The sequence below is a fragment of the Chromobacterium haemolyticum genome, assembly GCF_002081825.1.
In the GTDB taxonomy this organism is placed as follows: domain Bacteria; phylum Pseudomonadota; class Gammaproteobacteria; order Burkholderiales; family Chromobacteriaceae; genus Chromobacterium; species Chromobacterium fluminis.
In genome coordinates this window covers 1-21,909 of record NZ_MUKU01000003.1, presented here as the reverse complement: position 1 = coordinate 21,909, position 21,909 = coordinate 1, and the positions used below count along the sequence as shown (strand labels likewise).

The 21,909-nt window shown below is 63.7% G+C and carries 17 protein-coding genes; 4 read left to right on the top strand and 13 right to left on the bottom strand.

What is annotated here, in order from left to right:
* Positions 1-46: 46 nt before the first annotated feature.
* Together creD and B0T39_RS02415 are read left to right on the top strand one after the other, a co-directional pair.
* Positions 47-1,414: a cell envelope integrity protein CreD gene (creD, locus tag B0T39_RS02420; protein ID WP_081544651.1), complete on the top strand. Its 1,368-nt coding sequence runs from the start codon at positions 47-49 to the stop codon at positions 1,412-1,414.
* A 366-nt stretch (positions 1,415-1,780) separates the two neighbouring features.
* Positions 1,781-3,979 (top strand): phosphocholine-specific phospholipase C, encoded by a 2,199-nt coding sequence (locus B0T39_RS02415; protein ID WP_081544650.1) that lies wholly within the window; start codon positions 1,781-1,783, stop codon positions 3,977-3,979.
* A 62-nt stretch (positions 3,980-4,041) separates the two neighbouring features.
* Here the strand turns inward: B0T39_RS02415 and exaC are convergent, their stop codons facing one another.
* Positions 4,042-5,562 (bottom strand): acetaldehyde dehydrogenase ExaC, encoded by a 1,521-nt coding sequence (gene exaC, locus B0T39_RS02410; RefSeq protein WP_081544649.1) that lies wholly within the window; start codon positions 5,560-5,562, stop codon positions 4,042-4,044.
* A 374-nt stretch (positions 5,563-5,936) separates the two neighbouring features.
* Between exaC and B0T39_RS02405 the strand changes: the two genes are divergently transcribed.
* Complete coding sequence (locus tag B0T39_RS02405) at positions 5,937-7,748, top strand: sigma-54-dependent Fis family transcriptional regulator (RefSeq protein WP_081544648.1); 1,812 nt, start codon at positions 5,937-5,939, stop codon at positions 7,746-7,748.
* 91 nt (positions 7,749-7,839) lie between these two features.
* Here B0T39_RS02405 and B0T39_RS02400 read toward each other — a convergent pair whose 3' ends face one another.
* The 8 genes from B0T39_RS02400 to B0T39_RS02365 all read right to left on the bottom strand — a co-directional run bounded on the left by B0T39_RS02400 (position 7,840) and on the right by B0T39_RS02365 (position 16,139).
* Entirely contained in the window at positions 7,840-9,627 is a 1,788-nt protein-coding gene (locus tag B0T39_RS02400; RefSeq protein WP_081544647.1) for a hypothetical protein, read from the bottom strand.
* Between the two features lie 117 nt (positions 9,628-9,744).
* The gene (gene nagA / locus B0T39_RS02395; RefSeq protein WP_081544812.1) at positions 9,745-10,902 is read right to left on the bottom strand and encodes an N-acetylglucosamine-6-phosphate deacetylase; all 1,158 of its coding nucleotides are present in this window, start codon (positions 10,900-10,902) and stop codon (positions 9,745-9,747) included.
* Positions 10,903-10,930: 28 nt separating this feature from the next.
* Positions 10,931-11,383, bottom strand: a complete 453-nt coding sequence (agaF, locus tag B0T39_RS02390) for a PTS galactosamine/N-acetylgalactosamine transporter subunit IIA (RefSeq protein WP_081544646.1) — start codon at positions 11,381-11,383, stop codon at positions 10,931-10,933.
* Positions 11,384-11,536: 153 nt separating this feature from the next.
* The gene (gene agaE, locus B0T39_RS02385) at positions 11,537-12,412 is read right to left on the bottom strand and encodes a PTS N-acetylgalactosamine transporter subunit IID (RefSeq protein ID WP_081544645.1); all 876 of its coding nucleotides are present in this window, start codon (positions 12,410-12,412) and stop codon (positions 11,537-11,539) included.
* A complete protein-coding gene (agaW, locus tag B0T39_RS02380; protein ID WP_240937260.1) occupies positions 12,402-13,184 on the bottom strand; it encodes a PTS N-acetylgalactosamine transporter subunit IIC in 783 nt (260 codons plus the stop codon). The genes agaE and agaW overlap by 11 nt, the downstream gene beginning before the upstream one ends.
* Positions 13,181-13,678: a PTS N-acetylgalactosamine transporter subunit IIB gene (gene agaV, locus B0T39_RS02375; protein ID WP_081544643.1), complete on the bottom strand. Its 498-nt coding sequence runs from the start codon at positions 13,676-13,678 to the stop codon at positions 13,181-13,183. The genes agaW and agaV overlap by 4 nt, the downstream gene beginning before the upstream one ends.
* Before the next feature lie 8 nt (positions 13,679-13,686).
* On the bottom strand, positions 13,687-14,847 hold the full coding sequence (locus B0T39_RS02370; RefSeq protein WP_081544642.1) for an SIS domain-containing protein: 1,161 nt from the start codon (positions 14,845-14,847) through the stop codon (positions 13,687-13,689).
* Complete coding sequence (locus B0T39_RS02365; protein WP_081544641.1) at positions 14,844-16,139, bottom strand: D-tagatose-bisphosphate aldolase, class II, non-catalytic subunit; 1,296 nt, start codon at positions 16,137-16,139, stop codon at positions 14,844-14,846. Before B0T39_RS02365 ends, B0T39_RS02370 begins: the two co-directional genes overlap by 4 nt.
* Before the next feature lie 271 nt (positions 16,140-16,410).
* On the opposite strand from B0T39_RS02365, the gene B0T39_RS02360 reads away from it, so the two are divergent.
* On the top strand, positions 16,411-17,208 hold the full coding sequence (locus B0T39_RS02360; protein WP_081544640.1) for a DeoR family transcriptional regulator: 798 nt from the start codon (positions 16,411-16,413) through the stop codon (positions 17,206-17,208).
* Positions 17,209-17,288: 80 nt separating this feature from the next.
* Here B0T39_RS02360 and B0T39_RS02355 read toward each other — a convergent pair whose 3' ends face one another.
* From B0T39_RS02355 to B0T39_RS02340, 4 genes are all read right to left on the bottom strand, one after another.
* Positions 17,289-17,897 (bottom strand): 3'-5' exonuclease, encoded by a 609-nt coding sequence (locus B0T39_RS02355; RefSeq protein WP_176219465.1) that lies wholly within the window; start codon positions 17,895-17,897, stop codon positions 17,289-17,291.
* Positions 17,897-19,702 (bottom strand): putative nucleotidyltransferase substrate binding domain-containing protein, encoded by a 1,806-nt coding sequence (locus B0T39_RS02350; protein WP_081544811.1) that lies wholly within the window; start codon positions 19,700-19,702, stop codon positions 17,897-17,899. Before B0T39_RS02350 ends, B0T39_RS02355 begins: the two co-directional genes overlap by 1 nt.
* 67 nt (positions 19,703-19,769) lie before the next feature.
* Positions 19,770-20,549 carry a class II glutamine amidotransferase gene (locus tag B0T39_RS02345; protein WP_081544639.1) on the bottom strand — a complete coding sequence of 260 codons (780 nt, stop codon included), beginning with the start codon at positions 20,547-20,549 and terminating at the stop codon, positions 19,770-19,772.
* 141 nt (positions 20,550-20,690) lie between these two features.
* Complete coding sequence (locus B0T39_RS02340) at positions 20,691-21,581, bottom strand: DMT family transporter (protein WP_081544638.1); 891 nt, start codon at positions 21,579-21,581, stop codon at positions 20,691-20,693.
* Positions 21,582-21,909 lie beyond the last annotated feature (328 nt).

Sequence of the window (21,909 nt, the reverse complement as noted above, 5' to 3'; positions counted from 1 at the left end):
CCTCAAGACTTACGCTGTCTCCCGTGATGAAACCAGGAGGCAAGCGATGAAGAAAAACCCCTTATTGACCAAAATTCTGATCCTGCTGGCGCTGTCCTTGGCGCTGCTGGTGCCGGTGAGCGCGATCAGCAATCTGATTTCCGAGCGCAAGCACTACCAGGAAGAAGCGGTGGAAAAAGTGGTGGCCAGCACCAGCGGCGAGCAAACCGTGATCGGCCCGGTGCTGGTGATCCCTTATGTGGAAACCGTGGAGGAGAAGCAGAATGGCAAGACGCAAAACGTCAAGCACGAGCTGGAGCGTTACGTGCTGCCGCGCCAGCTGGCGGTGGACGGCAAGCTCAAGGTCAGCCCGCGCTCGCTGGGCATTTATCAGGCGCTGATCTTCGGCAGCGAGGCCGGCTTCAGCGGCCATTTCGAGATCCCGCCGCAGCCTGAGCTGCTCAAACCGTCGATTCAGCTGAAAACGCCCTATCTGGCGGTGGGTATCAGCGATCCGCGCGGCATCGGCAAAGTGCCGCAACTGAGCGCCGGCGGCAAGGCGCATCCGTTCGCGGCCGGCGCCGGCCTGCCGCGGATGAGCGAGGGCATACACGCGCCGCTGCCGCAGTTGCTCGATCTTGCCAAGGCGCAGACGCTGCCGTTCGCCTTTCAGCTCAATTTGCAGGGCACGCGCAGCATCAGCTATGTGCCGGTGGGCGAGAGCAGCACGCTGAGCTTGACGTCCAACTGGCCGCACCCCAGCTTTATCGGCAACTTCCTGCCGGTGCAGCGCAGCGTGGACGCCAAGGGCTTCAAGGCGCAATGGGAGAGCAGCTGGTTCGCCAATAATCTGAACGACCGCTTCCAGCAGGCCGCCTTCAGCGATGGAAAGTCCGGCTTGAGCGCCTTGCCGTCCTTCAGCACCGGCCTGGTGCAGCCAGTGGACCAATATCAGCAGAACGAGCGCTCGGTTAAATACGCGGTGCTGTTCATCGGCCTGACCTTCTTGTCCTTCTTTCTGCTGGAAACGCTGCGCAGCCTGCGCGTGCATCCCATCCAGTATGTGCTGGTGGGCATGGCGCTGGTGATGTTCTTCCTGATCCTGTTGGCGCTATCCGAGCATCTGGGCTTTGGGCCGGCCTATCTGCTGGCGGCGTCGGCCTGCGTCGGCCAGATCGGCTTCTACGTCAGCCACATCCTGGGCGGCTGGAAGCGCGGCCTGGGCTTCGCCGGACTGCTCAGCCTGCTGTACGCGGTGTTGTACGGCCTGCTGCAATCCGAGGACAACGCTTTGCTGCTGGGCAGCTTGCTGCTCTTCGCCGCGCTGACCGCCATCATGACGCTGACCCGGCGGCTGGATTGGTATCGCTTCTCCGCGCGGAGCGAGGAGGTGGCGCCGGAGGCGCTTGCGCCGCCGCCTCCGCCGCTGACTTGACGACATCATGATTTCTCGGTTTCACAAAACCGCCATCATCAGGTAACGCGTTCTCGCTATCGTTTTCCCGCCCGGCGTCGCAGCCGGGCTGGGCAGGGGCCCGGATTTTGCTTTCCGGGCCCTTGGTTTTTCATCGCGGCGCGGCGCGCCGCCACAAGACGACTGCACTCCGATGACGCTTACGACTCTTTCGCCAAGGTCCGCCTCTTGGGCGCGCCGGCTGGCCGCCTGTTTGCTGGCGGCCGCGCTCGCCGGTTGCCTGGGTGACAATCAGGACCAAGCCGGCCAACCGGGCAACGGCAATTCCAATCAAACCAAGCCGCCGGCCAAGCTCCGCTGCGCGCCCTGAACCCGTACGAGCCCGCCATGACCGACACCCCCGTTTCCTCTTCCCGCCGCCAGTTCATCAAGCGCGGCAGCGCGCTGGCCGCCAGCTCCCTGACGCTGTCCTTGTTGCCGGCCTCCATTCAGCGCGCGCTGGCCATTCCCGCCAATAACCGCACCGGCACGCTTCAGGATGTCGAGCACATCGTGATCCTGACTCAGGAGAATCGCGCCTTCGACCACTACTTCGGCAGCCTGGCCGGGGTGCGGGGCTTCGGCGACCGCTTCCCGCTGCCGCTGGCCGACAGCGCCTTGCTCAAGCGCAAGACCGTTTGGTATCAGACCAATCAGGGAAACAACGCCACGCCGCCGCGGGTGGTGGCGCCGTTCCACCTCAACACTGCGCAGACTTTCGCCTATATGCGGGTGGAGGGCACGCCGCATGTGTGGTCGGACGCGCAATACGCCTGGGGCAAGGGGGCGATGAACGCCTGGCCCACCTATAAGCAGAACCACTCCATGGGTTATTTCAAGGAGGCGGACCTGCCGTTCCAGTACGCGCTGGCCAACGCCTTCACCCTGTGCGACGCCTATCACTGCGCTTTCCAGGGCGGCACCAATCCCAATCGCGTGTTCCTGTGGTGCGGCGGCAACGACCCGCTGCAACAGGGCAAGGGTCCGGTGATCGCGAACGCCTACGACTCCGTCGATTACAACCCCAAGGGCGGCTACACCTTCACCACCTACGCCGAGCGGCTGGAAGCGGCCGGGGTGAGCTGGAAGATCTATCAGGACATGGCCGATAACTTCACCGACAACCCGGTGGCCGGCTTCCGCAGCTTCCGCGCCGCTTACTTCGGCGAGGCCGGCGCCAAGCCCGCGCTCAAGAGCAAGGGCTTGTCCACTTGGACGCTGGAGGATCTGCGCCAGGACGTGCTGGCCAACCGCTTGCCGCAAGTGTGCTACATCGTCGCCACCGCCGACGGCTCGGAGCATCCGGGGCCGTCCAGCCCGGCGCAGGGCGCTGACTACACCGCCCGCGTGCTGGACGCGTTGACTGCCAATCCGGAGGTGTGGAGCAAGACGGTGTTCCTGGTCAACTTCGACGAGAACGACGGCTTCTTCGACCACGTGCCGCCGCCGGCCGCGCCCAGCTATCTAAGCTGGGACGCGGACCCGGCCAAGGCGGTGCTGGCAGGGGGCTCCACCGTGGCCACCGACGGCGAATACCATCATCTGCGCAGCAGCGAGACCAGCAATGAGCGCGCCGACCTGATCCATGTGCCCTACGGGCCGGGGCCGCGGGTGCCGATGTATGTGATTTCGCCGTGGAGCCGCGGGGGCTGGGTCAATTCCCAGGTGTTCGACCACACCTCGGTGATCCGCTTCATTGAGCAGCGTTTCGGCGTCAAGGAACCCAATATCAGCGCCTGGCGACGCGCGGTGTGCGGCGATCTGCTGTCCTGCTTCGACTTCGTCAATCCCAACGCCGAACTGCCCAAGCTGCCGGCCACCGCCGCGTTGGCGGCGCGGGCGCGCGCCTTGCCCGGTCGCACCAAGCCCAGCGCGCCGGCCTTGCCGGAATTGCCGGTACAGTCCAGCGGCCTGCGCCGCTCGCGCGCCTTGCCCTACGAGTTGCACGCCAGCGCGCGCGTGGACGGCAGCGCCGGCACGGTGGAGTTGATTTTCGCCAATAGCGGCCAGGCAACGGCGGTGTTCCACGTCTACGACCGCCGTCATCTGGACGCGCCGCCGCGCCGTTACGCGGTGGAAGCCGGCAAGCAGCTGTCCGGGCTGTGGCGGGTCAATTACGACGCCAATCTTTATGACTTGTGGGTGCTGGGACCCAACGGCTTCCATCGCCATTTCACCGGCGACGCCGGCCAGTTGGGCCGCTTGAGCAAGGCGCAGCCGGAGATCCAGGTCTGTTACGATCCGGCCGCCGGGGACGTTTATCTGAAGCTGCACAATAGCGGCCGCGAGAACTGCGAATTCCAGGTGCGCGCCAACGCTTATGCGAAGACCGACCCGCAGCGCGTTGTCGTTGGCCCGCAAGGGGAGGCGGTGCTGAACTGGCCCTTGAAGGACAGCTACGGCTGGTACGACGTCAGCGTCAGCGCGCCGGTGTTCCCCGGCTTCAGTCGCCGCTTCGCCGGCCGGGTGGAAACCGGTCGCGACGGTTATAGCGATCCGGCGATGGGCGGCGCGGCGGTGGGCGAGCAGTGGACGCCGCCGGCTTAAACGGATGGCGCGAATGAAAAAGGCGGGGCTGATCGGCTCCGCCTTTTTCATTGGTGGAAGGACTAGAAGAAACCCAGCGGCTTGCCGTCAAAGCTCACCAGCAGGTTCTTGGTCTGCTGGTAATGGTCGAGCGCGCGTTTGTGGGTTTCTCGGCCGATGCCGGACTTCTTGTAACCGCCGAAGGCCGCGTGGGCCGGGTAGAGGTGATAGCAGTTGGTCCATACCCGGCCGGCCTTGATCGCGCGGCCAACGCGGTAGGCGCGGTTGATGTCATGGGTCCACACGCCGGCGCCCAGGCCGAACTCGGTGTCGTTGGCGATGGCGATGGCCTCCGCCTCGTCCTTGAAGGTGGCGATGCTGACCACCGGGCCGAAGATCTCCTCCTGGAACACCCGCATCTTGTTATTGCCCTTCAACAAGGTGGGCTGGATGTAATAGCCTTGCGCCAGCCCGCCTTCCAACGGCTCCAGCTTGCCGCCGCTCAGCACCTCGGCGCCTTCCTGGCGCGCGATGTCCAGGTAGGACAGGATTTTGTCGAACTGCTGCTGCGACGCCTGGGCGCCCACCATGGTGTCGGTGTCCAGCGGATCCCCGCGCTTGATCGCCGCTACCTTCTTCATGACCTCGGCCATGAAGGCCGGGTAGATGGATTCCTGCACCAGCGCGCGCGACGGGCAGGTGCAGACTTCGCCCTGGTTGAAGAAAGCCAGCACCAGGCCCTCGGCTGCTTTTTCGATGAAGGACGGCTCCGCCTGCATGATGTCTTCGAAGAAGATATTGGGCGATTTGCCGCCCAACTCCACGGTGGACGGGATGATGTTCTCCGCCGCGCATTGCAGGATGTGGCGGCCCACCGGGGTGGAGCCGGTGAAGGCGATCTTGGCGATGCGCTTGCTGGTGGCCAGCGCCTGGCCGGCTTCCTTGCCGAAGCCGTGAACCACGTTGATCACGCCCGGCGGCAGCAGATCGCCTATCACTTCCATCAGCACGGCAATGCCCAGCGGCGTTTGTTCCGCCGGTTTCAGCACCACGCAGTTGCCGGCGGCCAGGGCCGGCGCCAGTTTCCACGCGGCCATCAGGATGGGGAAGTTCCACGGGATGATCTGGCCCACCACGCCCAAGGGCTCGTGGATGTGGTAAGCCATGGTGTTGTGGTCTATCTCCGCCGCCGTGCCCTCTTGGGCGCGGATGCAGCCGGCGAAGTAGCGGAAGTGATCGGCGGCCAGCGGGATGTCCGCGTTCAGCGTCTCGCGAACAGGCTTGCCGTTGTCCCAGGTTTCGGTGACGGCCAGCACTTCCAGATTGGCCTCGATGCGGTCCGCGATCTGCAGCAACAGATAGGAACGCTGTTGCGCGGAGGTCTGGCCCCAAGCGTCGGCGGCGGCGTGGGCGGCGTCCAGCGCCTTGTCGATGTCGGTGGCGTCGGAGCGCGGAAACTCGGCGATGGGCTGGCCGTTGACCGGCGAGGTGGTGGTGAAATGCTGACCGTTGACTGGAGGCGTGAACTCGCCGCCGATATAGTTGCCGTAGCGGGGCTTGAAGGCGATCAGCGCGCCGGGCGTGCCGGGGTGAGCGTAACGCATGGTGTTTCTCCTGTTATGAATAGGCCGGTTGCCGCGCGGCGGCGGCTATTGTTCAGCAGAAAGCGTGCCAAGGGCGGAGGTCAGGAGCGCGTGTTGCGGTGCAAAACACGGCATAGCTAACTTATGCGGCTATTCTGCGGCTCACGCATTGCGGCGCGGCATGGCGCGGTCAGCGCCAGGCGGGCCACCTGTCCCATTGGACGCGGCGCAAACTGTTGCAAAACGCTACAGTGTCGCGCTCGATGCGACGCCGGCCCCGGCGCGCCGCATGTTAAGGTGACGCGCGGGTTCATCCGCCGCCGCAACCGTTTTCGTTCTGTCTCGTGGCACTTGCGAGACCTTGCGCCGGCTTTCATGTCCGGAGGGAGTTCACCATGGATCATCCCATCGCTTTGCCCGTGGAACGGGCGCGGCGCAGTTTCTTCCAGCAAGGGCTGGCGCCGGCGGGGCTCAGGGGCGAAATCGCCCAGTCTTGGCAGCGCTGCCGGCAACAAGCCTTGCCGCCGCAGGCCGCGTGGCAAGAAGACGGCCTGGAAGGCGCGGCGTTGAACGCGCTGCGCGAGGCCAACGGCCTGCTGCTGCGGCTGGCTCAGCCCGAGCTGGACGGGCTGGGGGAGCAAGTCATCGACCGCCGCGGCATTGTGCTGCTCAGCGACGCCGACGGCGTGATTCTCAATGCCGCCGGCTGCCCCGGCTTTTTGCCCAAGGCGGAACAGGTGGCCTTGCTGCCCGGCATGGCCTGGGGCGAGCGGGACCGAGGCACCAACGCCATCGGCACCGCTCTGGCCTTGGGCGCGGCGGTGCAGGTCAACGGCGGGGAACATTATCTGGCTAGCAACGGGGGGATTTCCTGCTCGGCCGCGCCCATTTTCGCGCCTAACGGCCGCCTGGCCGGCGCGCTCAATATCAGCAGCGACGCGCGCGCCCATGACGCGCACGCCTTGGGCCTGGTGCGGCTGGCCGCGCGCCAGATCGAACACCGTTGGCTGGCGCGATCGGCCGCCGGGCATTGGCTGGTGCGCTTCCATTTGAACCACGCTTTGCTGGGGTCGCCGCGCGAAGGCGTGCTGGTCTTCGCCGACGAGGTGCTGATAGAGGCCAACAGCTGCGCGCTGGCCTGGCTGGGCCTGGTTTGGGCGGACCTGGGCCGGATGCGCTTCGGCCAGCTGTTCGACGGCGAGCTGCAACCGGCCGACGGCTTGCGGACGCGGCTTAGCCGGCGCGGCCAGCATTTTCATCTGCACATCACGCCGCCGGCGCGCAAGGCCTTGGCTGAACGGCCTGCGCCCAAGGCCGAGGCGGCGGCGCGGACCTCTGCCGCCTTGCAACGCGCCGTCAAAGTGTTGAACGCCGATATCCCGGTATTGCTGCAGGGCGAAACCGGCGTGGGCAAGGAGGTGTTCGCCCGCGCTTTGCATGCCGCCAGCCGGCGCGGCCGCGGCCCCTTCGTCGCCGTCAACTGCGCGGCGATACCGGAGGCGCTGATCGAATCGGAGCTGTTCGGCTACGAGGAGGGCGCCTTCACCGGCGCGAGGCGCAAGGGCATGGCGGGCAAGCTGCGCGAAGCCGGCGGCGGCGTGCTGTTCCTGGACGAAGTGGGGGACATGCCGGCGGCGATGCAGGCGCGCTTGCTGCGAGTCTTGCAGCAGCGCGAGGTTACCCCCTTGGGCGGCGGTCAGACGCATGCGGTGGACTTCGCGCTGATTTGCGCCACCCATCGCGACCTGGCGGCGATGACGGCGACCGGCGAGTTCCGCGCCGATCTGTTCTATCGCTTGCAGGACTACCCAGTGCGGCTGCCGCCCTTGCGCGAGCGCGCCGACCTGCCGCGCCTGATCGACGAGATGTGGGACGAACTGGGCGCGGAACAACGCGGCGTGCGCTTGGGCGGACCGCTGCGGGCAGCCTTGCTGACCTGCAACTGGCCTGGCAACGCGCGCCAGTTGTACAGCGCCTTGCGCACCATGCTGGCCCTGGCCGACGACGGCGCGGAACTGGGGGTGGAAGAGCTGCCGGCCAGCTGCCGAGTCGATGCGTTCCGAGCTTCCCCTACGTTGACGGTTGGCCGCGACGAGTTGATCGAGCGGACGCTGGCGCGCTGCCAGGGCAATGTCAGCCGCGCGGCGGCGGAGTTGGGCGTGGCGCGCAGCACGGTGTACCGTCGGCGCAAGCAGACGCCGGGATAGAACGGGCATGGCCTGCCAAGGCAGGCCAGCCGCGCTTTTTCAGTGGTTTTTGCTTTGTCTCGCTCTTGCTTACGAGACGTTAGGCGAGTGCTTACAGCTTGGCGCCGTGAGGCGCGGACCAGATCTGGTTGACTTGCGGGGCCGTCTCCGCCGCGCAGCGATAAACCTCGACAGGTGTTCCCGCAACGGAAACCGCTCCTTGGAAAACATCCAGACAACCTTGGCTGTTTTTCAGATTGCCGGTCATGGTGTAGGCGAAGACTTGTTTCGGGTCATTCGCATCGCAGGCATCCAGCTTGGCCCATTGTTGAGTGGAGGCGTTGAGCGGTCCGGGGCCTGCCGTCGCGTTGGCGGACAAGCAGAGTTTGGCCCCCAAGAGTTTGATGTTGCCGTTGCTCTGCCGTTGCCATTGCTGCATGGGCGAGTTAGAGCAAGTGTCGATGACGATGCCCGCGCCGGACTTGGCCGCGCCCGCAACCGATAAGCACTTGGCGGCCACATCAAAGCCGGGCTGAGTCGTCTGAATCTGACCGGTGGGGGTCAGCGCGCCGCCGCCTACGATTCTGAGCATCATATTGTCGTGGGGAGCGATCCGCATCGTCACGGCCTTCACCGAGGACTGGCTTGCCCCGGTCCACAGGTGGTGCACGGTGTAAGCGCCGTTGGCGGTGGGAGCCAGGCCCAATGCGGCCAGATTCAAGGTATAGGCTTGTTCGCTAGCGTTCTTGTTCAAGACCAAGGCGGCCAGGCTGCCGTCCTTCAAGGGTTTGACGACGACGTCGAAGCCGGCGTTGCTGGCGGGATTGTCGCGCAGCACGCGGTAACCGCCGGCGCCCAAGGGGTCCTGATTGACCGCGATCACGCGCTGATTGCTCAAGATGGCGAGCGAATCCTTGAGGTGGGCGGTTTGAGGGTTGACCATTTTGCGGACGTCCGCGCTGATGAACAGAGGCGCGCCCATGATGGACCATAGGCCCATTTGGCTTCTTTCTTCACTGGTGGACAGGCCGTTGTCACCCAGCATCAGTTGGTCGGCGTCGTTCCAACTGCCGGGGCCGACATAGCGCGACAAGGCGATGGTGCTGTCGTAGCTTTGATAGACGCCGATTTCATAACCCGCCTCCTTGGAATCCCAAGGAGAAACCGGGGGCGCCGAATCATGTGTGATCTTGATGTCCGGCCCCACCCGCCACATCTGGCCAAGTTGCTTGGCCAGTGCCAGCGCAGTGTATTTGGCGGGGGATTGAGGGTATTGACCCGCCGGCAAGGAGGGATCGAACACAATGGGCCGGCTGACGTTTTTCAGCGCCGCCTGCATCTGCTTATCCAGTGTTTCCAGGGACACGCCGCCTTCAGCGCCGCAGTTGTCCAGCTTGAGAAAATCCACGCCCCAGGCCGCGTAAGAGTTGGCGTCGGCTTGTTGATGTCCTTGCGCGCCGGCCGCTTGCCCTTGGCAGGTTTTGGCGCCGGCGGTGTTGTATACGCCGCCCAGCAGGCCAAGATTGTGCAGGGTGTTCATATAGGCCGTCAGCTCATAATCAAAGCCAGGCTGTTGAGTGCCGGACCACTTGGGGTTGCCGTGCAGGTAGCCCTGTGAGTTGCGCATCATCCAGCAGTCGTCGACCACAACGGTTTTGTAGCCGGCCGCGCTCAAGCCGGAGTCGTGCAGCGCCCGGCCTTGGTCCTCCATGAAGCGCTGGAAGGAGTAGGCCGCCGGGTTGGAGCCGTCTAGCGGTTTTTGCGGCGTGCACTGAAACCTGGCCCAGTTATTGAAGCCCATGGGAGGCAGCGGCGCCAAGAGCTGCGCTTGAGCGGCCAGGCTGCACCAGGGGAGCGCCAGAATGGGCAGCAGGCGGCAACGGGAGAGTATGCTGGACATGTCGATTCCTTTATGGGCTTGCGATAGTCAAGAACCTTGGTGTTGAAACGGAAGGTCAAGCAACGACAAGATGCGGCCCCGCATCCTTCTTGTTTTTCTATCCGCGCATTTCGCGGCTCACGCTGAAACCGGGGCGGATATCTTGCCTCTCACTTGGCGGCCCCGAACCCATAGCGCCTGCAGTTGCATCCGGGCGTCCAGCGCCAGCACATTGGCGCGTTTGCCTATCGTCAGGGATCCCAACTCATGGTCCATGCCCAATAGCCGTGCAGGGTGCAGGGAAGCCATTTTGATAGCGGAAGCCAAGTCAGCGCCGGCCAGCTCCACCATATTGCGCACGGCATCCAGCAATCCCAGGGTGCTGCCGGCCAAACTGCCGCAGGCTGTTCGCACAATGCCTTCCCGCATTTCCACCATGCTGCCGGCCAGTTCGTAAGCGCCGTCCGGCATGCCGGCTGCGCGCATCGCGTCGGTGATCAGCAGCAGGCGTTCGCCGGCGCAGCAGCGGCATATTCGCAAAACAGCGGGGTGGACATGGTGGCCGTCGGCGATCAGCTCCAGCCAGGCTTTGGGATGGGCCAAACCCGCGCCGGCCATGCCCGGCGCGCGATGATGCAGGCCGCTCATGCCGTTGAAACAGTGCACAAGGCCGGCCGCGCCGGCGTCCAGCGCGGCTTGGGTGGCGGCGTAGTCGGCGCCGGAGTGTCCCAGCATGACCCGCACGTTCAACGCGCTCAGGTAATGGATGGCGGCGATGGCCTGAGGTTTTTCCGGCGCCAGGGCCACTACCTTGAGCGAGCCGGCCGCGCAATCGATCAGGCGGGAGAGCTCCGCGATGTCCAATTCTCGAAACCAGCGCTCTTCGTGAGCCCCTTTGTGGCGGGGGGTAAAGTAGGGACCTTCCAGATAGCTGCCCAGTATTTCCGCCCCGGGCGGCGTTTCATGGCGGACGTCCGCGATCAAGGCCAGCACTTGTTCCAATTCGGGCAGCGGGGCGGTGACGGTGGTGGCCAAAAAAGCGCCCACGCCTTCATCGGCCTTGGCCGCCGACAGCACGCGCAGCGAGGAGGCGCGGCAATCCATCACGTCGACGCCCCGTCCGCCATGCACATGGGTATCGATCAGGGCCGGGACCAGCCACTCGGCGTCGCGCTGTTCATCGTCGGGCGGAATCGCTTCTATCGCCGTAATGACGCCATCCTCGTGAACAAGAAGCTGGTGCTCCCGCCAGCCTTGCTCGGTCAATAAGCGGCGGGCGCGGATGAGGTTGATCATATTGGTCTCCGGCAGGCGCGGGCGGGGTTCAGATGCCGGCGCCGGGGGCGCCATCCAGCCAACGCGGCTTGCTCGGTTTCTGCAGTTCATCGGCAAGGCTGGTCAAACCGCGGCGGCCGCAGTCCAGCGCTTGCTGGCGGAAGGTCTCCAGGTTTTCACCGTTACGTTCCCCCAGCATTTCCACCGCCAATTGCAAATTGACTCCCGTCAACACTTCCACTTTCACATGGCGGTTTTGCACCGCCAGCGTGGAGGCGATCCGGAACGGCGTGCCGCCGAGAAGGTCGGTGAAGAAAACCACGCCTTGCAAATGATCCAGTAAAGCGAGCGCGTCGCGGCATTGCTGCTCCAACAGCGCAGTGGACGAGGTGGAGGGGAAGTCGATGGCGATGCAGTTGTGCTGTTCGCCCAGTATTTGTTCGGCGGCGCTGAGCAGGCCGCTGGCGAAGCGGCCATGGCCACAGAAAATGACGTTCAACATGGGTTTGCTCCGGTTGCTGGGGTCAAGGCCCCGGGATGGATGCTTTTGCCGTGCTGAGGCGACAGCGGCGTCGCCGAAGCGCAGCGGATTTTGATCAGGTTCTCAGAAGGTGTTTACGATCTCTCGAGCGCGCAGTAGATCGTAAACAGGTTCTCAGAGGAAGCCGCCAAAGGTGCCTGCCACCCCCAAGGCCAGGGTGATGACGATGAGCCGCAGAGGACTCCAGCCGCGGCGCACCAGCATATACATCGCCAGGGTGTAGGCCAGAGGCAGACAGGCGGGCATCAGCTTGTCGATCACGTCGGTTTGCAACTTGATCACCGCGTCGCCGGCGGTAATTTTCAAGGGGGTGGAGAGGCGCACGTAAGTGGCGACCAAGGCGCCGATCACGGTGATGCCGACGATGGAGGCGGCGTGAGCTGCCTTCAGTGTGTTGGCTTTGATCAAGGGAATCGCCGCGATGCCCATTCGGTAGGCGTAGTGAGCCAGGGAGAAGCGCAGGCCGAAGTGCACGGTGTTGAACAAGGCGAAGAAAAGCACCGCGCCAAGCGCGGAGCCTTGCAAGGCGAGATCGGCGCCGATGCCTCCGCAGATAGGCAGCAAGGTCAGCCAGAACATCGCGTCGCCGATGCCTCCCAGCGGGGCGCCCAGCGCGATCTTGGCGCTTTGGATGCTGTTGACGCTCTGTTTGGAGCGCTCCATCGCCAGGACGATGCCCATCACGAAGGTGACCAGGAAGGGGTGGGTGTTGAAGAAGCCCATATGCCCCTTCATCGCGCGCGCCAAGTCCCTTGGGTGGGTATGAATTTTGCGAAGCGCCGGAATCAGACCGTACAACCATCCCGCGCCCTGCATCCGCTCGTAGTTGAAGGACGCCTGCAACAGCAAGGAGCGCCAGGCGAAGCGATTGATATCTTGTCGCGTCAATTCCGCGCCAAGGCTCTGGTCTTCGTAGCGGTCGTCATCCATTTCCGCGGCGCTGGATTCCGCTTGCTGCGGCAGGGCTTGGGTCAAAGTGTTAGATGCCATCTTCTGCTGCCTCCTGAGGCGCGCGCGGCGGCGTTTGGCCGCCTCCTTTGCGCATGATGTCTATCATCGCCATGGCCAGCGCGGCGGTGGCGATGGCCAGTACCGGCAGCTTGAGCCAGGCTGCGGCAACGAAGCCGAGGATGAAGTAGGGGATATAAACGTTTTTCATCATAATCTTGAGCAAGATGGCAAAACCGATGGCAGGCATGATGCCGCCAGCGACGCCAAGGCCGTCGATCAGACGCTTGGGCAGCATGTCGATGATCGTTTTGCTGTGCTCGGCCCCAAAGTAGATGGGCAGAAAGGCGCAGAGAAAATAGAAGGAGCCCAAGGCCAGCAAGGCTAGATGATTCACCCGTTCAATGCCTTTGTAGTCGCCGGCGGCGGCCATGCCGTCGCAGCGCGACATCACGCCGGACATGACGGAAAACAGGAAGGTGATGCCCATCTGCACCGCCACGGCGAACGGCACCGCCACGCCAACCGCCACCTCGGGCTTGACGCCGGTGGTGATGGCGAAAGTGGCGCCGACGATGGTGCCGATGATGACGTTGGGCGGCTGCGCGCCGGCTAGCGGCGCAAGCCCCATCCACACCAGTTCCAGCGTGCCGCCCACCAGAATGCCGGTGTGCGCGTCGCCCAGAATCAGACCGACCAAGGGCCCCAGCACAACAGGCCGGTGAAAATGGGTCAGGCCGTTGAACAGGTCCAGCCCGGCGACAAAGGCCAGCAGGCCCAAGGCCAGGCCTTGTAACAGACTGATCTCCATCATGACACTCCTTCTTCTTGGTCTTGCAACAAGGGGTAGACGTCCTGTTCCGGCTCGGTGGGCACGCCTTGGATAAAGCATTCCACGCCTTTTTCGCGCAGCGCCCGGAAGTCGCGCACGTCCTGTTCGCCTACCGATACGGTTTTGTAGATCTGACGCTTGCCGTTGGCGTAATGCATATTGCCGACATTGATGCGTTTGATCGGCACGCCGCCTTCGATCAATTGCAGAAAGTGCCCCGGAGTCTTGCAGACAATGAGGATTTTTTGCCGGTCCGCGGCCAGGTGGATCTGGTCGATCACTTTTTGCAGCGGCCAAAACCGGATGGCAATGCCCTCCGCCAGCACCATCTCCATCAGGTTTTGCTGGAGGGCGTCCTCGGCAATCTCATCATTGGCCACCATGACCAGGTTGGCGCCGGCGAAACCCACCCATTGCACACCCACCTGTCCGTGAACCAGACGTTCATCGATGCGACTCAATACGATATTCGGCATTTCGCCTCCTAAGCCTCGGAATAGGGGTAAATGGTGACGCCCTGCACCACGCGGTTGACATGCCCGTCGGGAGACGGCGAGTCCGGAGAGATGCCCAGCAGCATGGAGGCTTGAAAAGCCATGTACTGCAAATACGGCAGGTAGCAAAAAGCCAGGCTCATATCGTCGCCCTCTTTTCCTGGAGGCAGATACAGCCGGTCGCCGGCGTCAATGACGGAGTCGCGGCGATCGGCAAGCGCTACGACTTGTTCCGCTCGCGCGTCTCGGCGCAGCTCTTGCAGCAGGTCTAATTCGTAACGGCGCACATGCGGCTGGTTGGAAATGAGCTGTATCACCACTGTCCGCTCGTCAATGACGGACTTAGGCCCATGGCGAAAACCAATGGCGGAATCGAACAAGGCCACGATGCGGCCCGCGCTTAACTCCAACATCTTGAGCGCCCCTTCGCGCGCGATGCCCTTGAGTTCGTTGCTGCCGAGATAAACCACGCGCTTCGGCGGGGCCGCCGCCCAGCCCGCCAATTGCCGCGGCAATACGTCTATCAGATGACGTCCGCGCTGAAGCATGTTCAGGCATTCAACGGGATTGAAGCGCCGCGGCAACAGGATGGCCAGACAAGCAAGCAACATGCAGCTAAGGCTGCTGGTCATGGCGAAGCCGCGATCGTTGCTGTCCGGCGGCATCAGCACGCTTAGCGCGCGGGGATTCTCGCGGCTGCGGCGATAGAGTTCGCCATGTTCACTGCAGGTCAGCACCAAGTGGCGGCAGGAGGGTTGCAGGCTGTCTGCCAACTCTATGGCCGCCAGGCTTTCCGGGCTGTTTCCGGAGCGAGCGAAGGAGACCAGCAAGGTGGGGCGCTTGGCGTTGAAATAGCTGACGGGAGAGGTAACGATGTCGGTGGTGGCGATGGACTCCACCTGCCTGCCGAGCCAGCGGCTGATATAGGGCGCGAGCGTTTCGCCGATGAAGGCGGAACTGCCTGCCCCCGTCAAAATGATGCGCAAGTTGGGGTGGGCGAGCAGCGGCGCCAGAAAAACGCTGATAGACGGCCGTCCGGCTTCGACGATGTCCAGCGTATCGGCCCAGGCGAGCGGTTGCTGGTCGATCTCCTGAGCGGTGGCCAACCCTCCCGCCTTCGCCAGGCCTTCACGGCTATGTCCCAGGATCATGACTGTTCCTCCGTTTCCGCGCGACAGGCCGCCGCGTAGGGGCGCAGCACCTCTCGGACGCAATCGATGACTAGCGCCTTGGGCTTGGCCTCCAACGTGCCGGCGCGCACACGCTGATATTGAGCAGGCAAATACTGACTGAGCAAGGTTTCTGGCAGGGCGACGGCGGAAAGATTGTTGAGCAGTGTCTGGCAACTGGCCTCCACCGCCGGGATGGGCCAGTAATAACGAATGCGGTCCGAGTAGCTGAAACTGCGGGCCAGCCGGCACTCCGTCTGGCTGCCGTGATAATGGCTTTGCCAGAAGGCGGGGCGCTCCAGCATCGATTGCTCCAGAACCTTGCGTAAATGGGAGCGTTCTTTTTCCGGCAGCAATTCGTTTTCAATGCCGGCAAGCGCGTATAAGGCCTCGCGCAATGCGAAAGTGAGAGCCGGGCCGACCTTGAGGATGGCGAAATGGTCTCGCACCAGTTGACGGTAGGCCGCGGGAGTTTGGTAGTCGGTGGAATGGGCTTCATAAACCAGGCCCGGATGCCCCTCTATCATGCGGCTGAGCGCGGCGGCGGCGGCGGGCTGATAGTTGGCCACGCTGATGTGATCGAACTCTACGCCGGGTTGCACCACCAGCGCGATCACGCGCTGCCATGCATCGTTCAGACCGGCGGCGGCAAAGGCTTCGCGGTGTGCGAGAAGAGTGCGCTCGGCGGCTTCCGGCCGAGTCACTGCAAGTTCATCCAGATGTTCCTGCGCGCCGCCGGGCGTAGGCACCTCGGTGCCCACCACGTATAAAAGCTCGCTGCGGCCATACAGGTGCCGGCCAACTTCTTCCGCCACACGGGCGAGGTCCGCCGCGCGCGCGGCGACTAGCGCGTCGTCCAGCGGGAGCTCGTCGTCGGCGCAGGCCATGCTGCAATCGAGATGCAGTTTTTGGAAGCCGGCGGCAACGTAAGCGGCGATCAAATCGCGGGCATGTTCCATCGCTTCCGCGGCGGGCAGGCTTTGCCAGCGATTGGGGCCGAGGTGGTCGCCTCCCAAAATCAGCTTGTCGGCGGGAAAGCCGCAGCCTTGCGCTAGTTGGGTCAGGTGTTCGCTGAAACCATGGGGCCTCATGCCGGTATAGCCGCCAAACTGATCTACCTGATTGGACGTGGCTTCCACCAGCAGGGCGGTTTGATTTTCGCGGGCCTGGATCAGTGCGGCTTCCAGCACAAGGGGGTGGGCGGAGCACACGGAAAAGATGCCGACGTGCTCGCCTTGCCTGTGGCGCCGCACTAGCTGTAGCAGGGGGTTCATTTGTCGTCTCGTTAGTTGATGGGAACGATTTTTGATTTCGTTTTGTTTCTTCTTGTATTATTTTCCATGCCTTTTAAGCTAAACGAAATGTGATTGTGATTTCAATAGCCGAAAGAAGAAAGGAAAAGAAAGATTTTGCTTTGTTGCTTTTTTGCCGAAGTGGGCGGGCGCGGCAGGCTGTGGAATAATGGCGGCAGGGCGGCCGGAAGGCGCTGATTTTGAGTCGCGTTAAAAGAAAAGAAACCGAAACTGCGTACAGCGGGAGCGCAAGATGATAGAAAGCAAAAACAGTGTCAGCACCAGCGAGCGTCGCGAGCGCATCGTTCAGCAATTGAACAAGCACGGCAGCGTGCAGGTTTCCGAACTGGCCGCGCAATTTCAGGTGTCGTCGGTAACCATTCGCAATGACTTGGCTTTTTTGGAAAAGCAAGGCGTAGCCACCCGCTCTTATGGCGGCGCGCTGGTGTTTGATCCGGTGCCCGCGCCCAAGGAACGAGCGATTTCAGACAAGAGCCTGCTCAATGCCGGCGTCAAGCAGCGAATCGGCCAGCTGGCCGCCACCCTGGTTGCGCCGGGCAAGCGCGTCATTCTGGATTCCGGCACCACGACCCAGCAAATCGCCAGTTGCCTGAGCGCGCATCAGGATTTGATCGTCATGACCAATGGACTGAATATCGCGAATGTCTTGGCGGACGCGCCGGGCGTGGAGCTATTCATGACGGGAGGGCAGCTGCGTCGCACTTCGCTGTCTTTCTACGGCACCCAGGCCGAGCAGTCGTTGCGGGACTATCATTTCGATCTCTTGTTTCTCGGCGTGGACGGGCTGGATTTGGAGCATGGGGTCAGTACGCACTATGAGGCGGAGGCCAGGCTTAACCGCTGCATGTGCGAAGTGGCCGACCGCGTCGTGGTGGTAACCGATTCCAGCAAGTTTCGCCGCACTAGCCTGCACAAGATTCTGGATACTCGCCGGATCGATACTTTGATTACCGATACCGGCATTCCTTCGGACTACCTGTCCGGCCTGCAGCAGGCCGGCGTGAAAGTGATGCAGGTAGCGGCGGGCTAGACGGGCCGTCCGCCGGGTTCGCGGCATGGCGGCGGGGGAATCAGCTGAACAAGCGTTCCCGCCGGCGTTGAAACGCATCCTCAGCCATAGCCGCGCTGTTTCAGCGCCAGGTAGAGCATGGCCGCGTTGATGGCGTCGTTGAGCGCGTCGTGGCGCGGCGGCGCGGGCATGTCCAGATCCTGGCAGATGCTGGCCAGCCTAAGGTCGATGTGGGCGTCAGGGTTCTGTCTCAGCTTGTAGTCGTAATAGCGGCCGGAAATCTCGATGCGCCGCTGCGGCAGAGGCACGCCCAGCCAGGGGCGGACGTAGCGGTTGAGCACCGCCAGGTCGTATTCCAGGTAATAGCCCAACAGCGGCCGGCCGCCGATGAAATCCAGCAGCCGCCTCACGGCGTCCTGGGCCGCCAGGCCCTGGCGGACGTCGATAGGCCGCAGGCCGTGGATGCGCACATTGTCCGCCTGCGGCGCCCGTTCCGGGCGCACCAGCAGGTAGAGCGCCTCGCTGGCGAGGATGCGGTTGCCGCGCAGCTTGACCGCGCCGATGGACAGCAGTTCGGCGTCCGCCGGATTCAGGCTGGTGGTTTCGCAGTCCAGGCTGACCAGTTCGTCCGGGTGTTCCCGGTACATCTCGGCGTAAGCCGGGTCGCGCAGCCGGCGTCGCTGCCATTGGCGCAGCAGGGCGGTCAGCATCAGAAGCTGCCCAGCCGGTAATGGTGGCGCAACTGCGCCTTGAATCGCTTGACAACGCCCAGCGTGTCCTTGAGCAGGTCCCGCTCCAGCGAGGACAGCTTTTCCGGTTCCAGTAGGTTGTCGGCCGGTTTGCCGGCGGCAAGCCGCTCCAGCCCCTGATCCAGCCGCAGTTGCATCAGATAGGACAGCGCCTCGCCCACATCCTCGGCCAAGCCGCGCTCCAGCCGGCCCTGCGCGGTCAGCGCCTGCAGTCTTTGCTGCGAGTTGTTTTCGCTGACTCCGTATTCCAGCGCCAGCGCGCGGATGCCGTGAACCAGAGGGAAGATGCCGCCTTTTTTCAGATCCAGCGCGGCGCGGCCGTCGCGGTCGCGAGTTTGCAGATGGGAAAACAGGCCCAGCGGGGTGTCGAACTGTTCGATGGCGCGAGCGAAGCGGGAGAAGAAGCCGGCGTCGTCGCGCAGGGTGAGGCGCAGATAGTTTTGGGCGTCCTCCAGCAGCGCCGGGTCGCCGCAGACGGCTTCCGCGTCCACGAAGATGGCCAGCCGCATCAAGGCGTTGCCGTCCGGGCTGTGCACCCAGCGGTGGAGGCGATCACGCAGCTCGGCGCCGCTGAAGCGCCAGTCCGGGTGGGTGAGCATGATGTTGCCGGGACAGGGCGGGTAGCCGAAACGGGCCAGCGCGGCGGAAAAGGCCTGGCAGCTGGCTTCCAGTTGCGGCCAGGGCGCGCCGTCGCGCAGCAGCAGCGCGTTGTCCTGGTCTGTTTTGAGGATCTGCTCGCCGCGCCCTTCCGAACCCAGCACCAGCAAGCAGCTGTTGGCCACCAGCTCCGGCGGCGCAATCAGCCGCCAGGCGCGGGCGAACAGCCGGGCATTGAGGCTTTGCACCAGCCGACCCAGCTGCAGCGCCTTGACGCCGTGCCCGGACAGGATGCGCACCAGCTGCGGAATCTGCTCCGCTACTTCCGCCAGTTCGTCCAGCGTGGCCGCGCGTTCCAAGCGCTGCGCGATCAGGTGGGAGTGGTTGGAAAAGTAGGAGAGCACGTCCACCTGGGCCAGCATGCTCACCGGCTCGCCGTGTTCAGTCACCACCAGGCGGCGCAGATTGCGGCGCGTCATCAGCAGCAGGGCGTTGAACAGGAAGTCGTCGATGTCTATGGTCAGCAGATCGTACTGGCAGTATTCCGCCGCCGGCGCGTCCGAGGACACGCCGTTGAGCACAATGTCCCGAAAATCGGTGGTGGTGAGGATGCCCAGCCGCCCGTCGCCGCGCAGCAGCACGGATTTGGATTTGTGCGACTTCATTGCCACCGCCGCGTCGCGCAGGCTGGCGCCGCCGTCCACAAACACCGGTTGGCGGCCGCCGACGTCGCGAACGGTGGCCGCCAACAAGGTTTGCAGTTCGCGCTGACCCGCCCGCTGCGCCAGCCGGCCCAGCTTTTCCGACACGCTGGCGTAAAAGTAGGCGCCGAAGCGTGGGTTGCTCTCGGTCAGCGCCAACACTTCCGCGCGAGGCAGGCTGTAGAGCAGCGCCTCTTCCTGCACGATGAAGCGGTGAGAGGTCTGGCCGGCGGCGGTGGCGCGGGCGTCGAAGCCGTCCTGGGCCCGGTACAGCGCGACGATCTCGTCGCCGGCCATTTCCCTCACCACGCCCTTGATCACTACGTAGAGAGCCGTGACCGGCGCGTCCGGCGTCAGCACGGTTTGCTCGTTGGCGTAGAACAGGATGTCGGCGCAAGCTTCCAGGCGTAGGCGCTCGTCCGGGCTCAGGGCGTCGAATGGGGCGTAGCTGAAGTCGAATCGCTGCATGGAGGCCTCGCTGAACAAGACATTGCCGCCAGCATAACACCGGCGGCAAAGGCTTGTCGGCGGGCGATCAGCCGGGCAGGTGTTGCGACAGCGGGGAGCCGTCGCGGAACAGCAGCAGCTCGCCGGGAACGAGCGGCGTCCAGCTTTCGTTGTCGGTCAGCGGCTGGGTGGCGATCACCGCCACGCGGTCGTGCGGGGTGGTGACCGAGGCGAAATCCACGCTGACGTCGTCGTCAACCAAATGCGCGGTGTTGAACGGCGCCTGGCGGATGATGTAGTGCAGATGGGTGGAGCAGTGGGCGAACAACACCTCGCCGTTGCTCAGCATGAAGTTGAACACGCCGTGGCTGGAGATTTCCGCCGCCAGCCGCGCCACTTCGGCGAACAATTCGTCCAGCTGCGGTTGCTGACACCATTTGGCGCGCAGCCGCTCCATCAGGTGGCAGAACGCCCGTTCGGAGTCGGTGCCGCCCACCGGGTTGTAATGGCAGCCAGCCTCGGGCTGGAAGTTTTCCAGGTTGCCGTTGTGGGCGAATATCCAGTAACGACCCCACATTTCGCGCATGAAGGGGTGGGTGTTGGCCAGGTTGACTTCGCCTTGGGTGGCTTTGCGGATGTGGGCGATCACGTTTTCCGACTTGATCGGATAGTTGCGCACCAGGTGGGCCACAGGCGATTCCACGGACGGTTTGTCGTCCAGGAAGATGCGGCAGCCCTTGTTCTCGAAAAAGGCGATGCCCCAGCCGTCGGCGTGGTGGTCGGTCTGGCCGCCGCGGCGGTGAAAGCCTTCGAAGGAGAACAGGATGTCGGTTGGAGTATTACAATTCATGCCCATTAACTGGCACATGGTTTTGGGTTCCACGGTAGAGAGGTTGTCATGGCCGGCCGTGCCGGCTGCGGTTTTGTTACAGAGCTTAGGCGATAAGCGAGGCCGCGGCAATCCTGCCGCGCCGGCCGTGGAGCCCGGGCGCGGCGGCGGAATCGACGCTCAGGCCGCGGAACGGACGAGGCCGCGCAACTTGGCCCAGCCGCCCTGACTCAGGCTGACGCCCAGCAGGATCAGCCCGCCGCCCAGCCAGTGGTAATCGTGGATGGTTTCGCCCAGCAGCGCGCTGGCGATCACGGCGGTGAACAAAGGCAGCAGATTCATGAAGATGGCGGTGCGCTCGCTGCCCAGGCCCTGGATGCCGCGCATCCACAGATAGGGGGCCAGCACCGAGGACGCGATGCCGGCGAAGGCGACCAGGCCGACGCCTTGCGGCGGCACCGCCAGGCTGTCCGCGCTCATCGCCACCGGCACCAGCATCAGCACAGCCAGCAGCACCTGGATGTAGAGATTGGTCCAGCTGCCGAACGGCGGCGCCCAGCGGCGCAGCAGAATGCCGTACAGCGCGTAAGAGAGGGAGCCGACCAGCATCAGCGCGTCGCCGCGGTTGACGCCGCCGCTAAGCAGGTCCAGCGGCCGCCCCTGGCCCAGCAGGTAAAGCACCCCCAGCAAGGACACCGCCACGCCGAATAGCGCGTGCGCGCCGGTGGGCTGGCGAAAGACGGTCGCGTTCAGCGCCAGGCCCAGCAGCGGGATCAAGGCGCAGATCACGCCCATATTGGTGGCGCTGGTGCTGTGCGCGGCGTAATAAGCCAGGCATTGGTACATCACCATGCCGAGCGCGGCCAATACGGCGAAGCGGCCCAACCAGGGGCGGATGGCGCGCCATTGGCGCAATACCGGCCTCAGGCTCAGCGGGGTGAGAATCAAGGCTGCCAACAGCCAGCGATAGAAAGAAATGGCGGCGGGGTCCAGCGCCTGGGCCGCGGCTTTGGACACCACGGTGTTGGCGGACCAGATCAGCACGGCCAGCATGGGAAACAATGAATACATGGGATGACTCCGGATGCGGCTCTCGTTCCGATGTGCGGTCGAGAGTACAGAAAAGCATTAACAGTAGGCAGTGTACTGCTGTCTGATTCAATGCATATAATGCAAAACAGACAAGATGATAGCGGGAAACCGACAAATTGGACTACTCAGATGTAGAAGTTCAGACCTGATCTGACAGTCTCCCGTTTTGACGGCACCCGACTGTCAGATCAATTCAAGTTGTCTACCTTCTCCCTCCATTCCCGTTTGCCATCAATAAAGGTTTGTACGGGCGTGCGGCCGCAGCACATCTTGCCTTGGTGGGTGCGTTCCTGATTGTAGCAGACCA

Coding starts and splice junctions, on each gene's coding strand:
- creD (WP_081544651.1), top strand. CDS start 47: ATGAAGAAAAACCCCTTATTGACCAAAATTCTGATCCTGCTGGCGCTG.
- B0T39_RS02415 (WP_081544650.1), top strand. CDS start 1,781: ATGACCGACACCCCCGTTTCCTCTTCCCGCCGCCAGTTCATCAAGCGC.
- exaC (WP_081544649.1), bottom strand. CDS start 5,562: ATGCGTTACGCTCACCCCGGCACGCCCGGCGCGCTGATCGCCTTCAAG.
- B0T39_RS02405 (WP_081544648.1), top strand. CDS start 5,937: ATGGATCATCCCATCGCTTTGCCCGTGGAACGGGCGCGGCGCAGTTTC.
- B0T39_RS02400 (WP_081544647.1), bottom strand. CDS start 9,627: ATGTCCAGCATACTCTCCCGTTGCCGCCTGCTGCCCATTCTGGCGCTC.
- nagA (WP_081544812.1), bottom strand. CDS start 10,902: ATGATCAACCTCATCCGCGCCCGCCGCTTATTGACCGAGCAAGGCTGG.
- agaF (WP_081544646.1), bottom strand. CDS start 11,383: ATGTTGAACGTCATTTTCTGTGGCCATGGCCGCTTCGCCAGCGGCCTG.
- agaE (WP_081544645.1), bottom strand. CDS start 12,412: ATGGCATCTAACACTTTGACCCAAGCCCTGCCGCAGCAAGCGGAATCC.
- agaW (WP_240937260.1), bottom strand. CDS start 13,184: ATGATGGAGATCAGTCTGTTACAAGGCCTGGCCTTGGGCCTGCTGGCC.
- agaV (WP_081544643.1), bottom strand. CDS start 13,678: ATGCCGAATATCGTATTGAGTCGCATCGATGAACGTCTGGTTCACGGA.
- B0T39_RS02370 (WP_081544642.1), bottom strand. CDS start 14,847: ATGATCCTGGGACATAGCCGTGAAGGCCTGGCGAAGGCGGGAGGGTTG.
- B0T39_RS02365 (WP_081544641.1), bottom strand. CDS start 16,139: ATGAACCCCCTGCTACAGCTAGTGCGGCGCCACAGGCAAGGCGAGCAC.
- B0T39_RS02360 (WP_081544640.1), top strand. CDS start 16,411: ATGATAGAAAGCAAAAACAGTGTCAGCACCAGCGAGCGTCGCGAGCGC.
- B0T39_RS02355 (WP_176219465.1), bottom strand. CDS start 17,897: ATGCTGACCGCCCTGCTGCGCCAATGGCAGCGACGCCGGCTGCGCGAC.
- B0T39_RS02350 (WP_081544811.1), bottom strand. CDS start 19,702: ATGCAGCGATTCGACTTCAGCTACGCCCCATTCGACGCCCTGAGCCCG.
- B0T39_RS02345 (WP_081544639.1), bottom strand. CDS start 20,549: ATGTGCCAGTTAATGGGCATGAATTGTAATACTCCAACCGACATCCTG.
- B0T39_RS02340 (WP_081544638.1), bottom strand. CDS start 21,581: ATGTATTCATTGTTTCCCATGCTGGCCGTGCTGATCTGGTCCGCCAAC.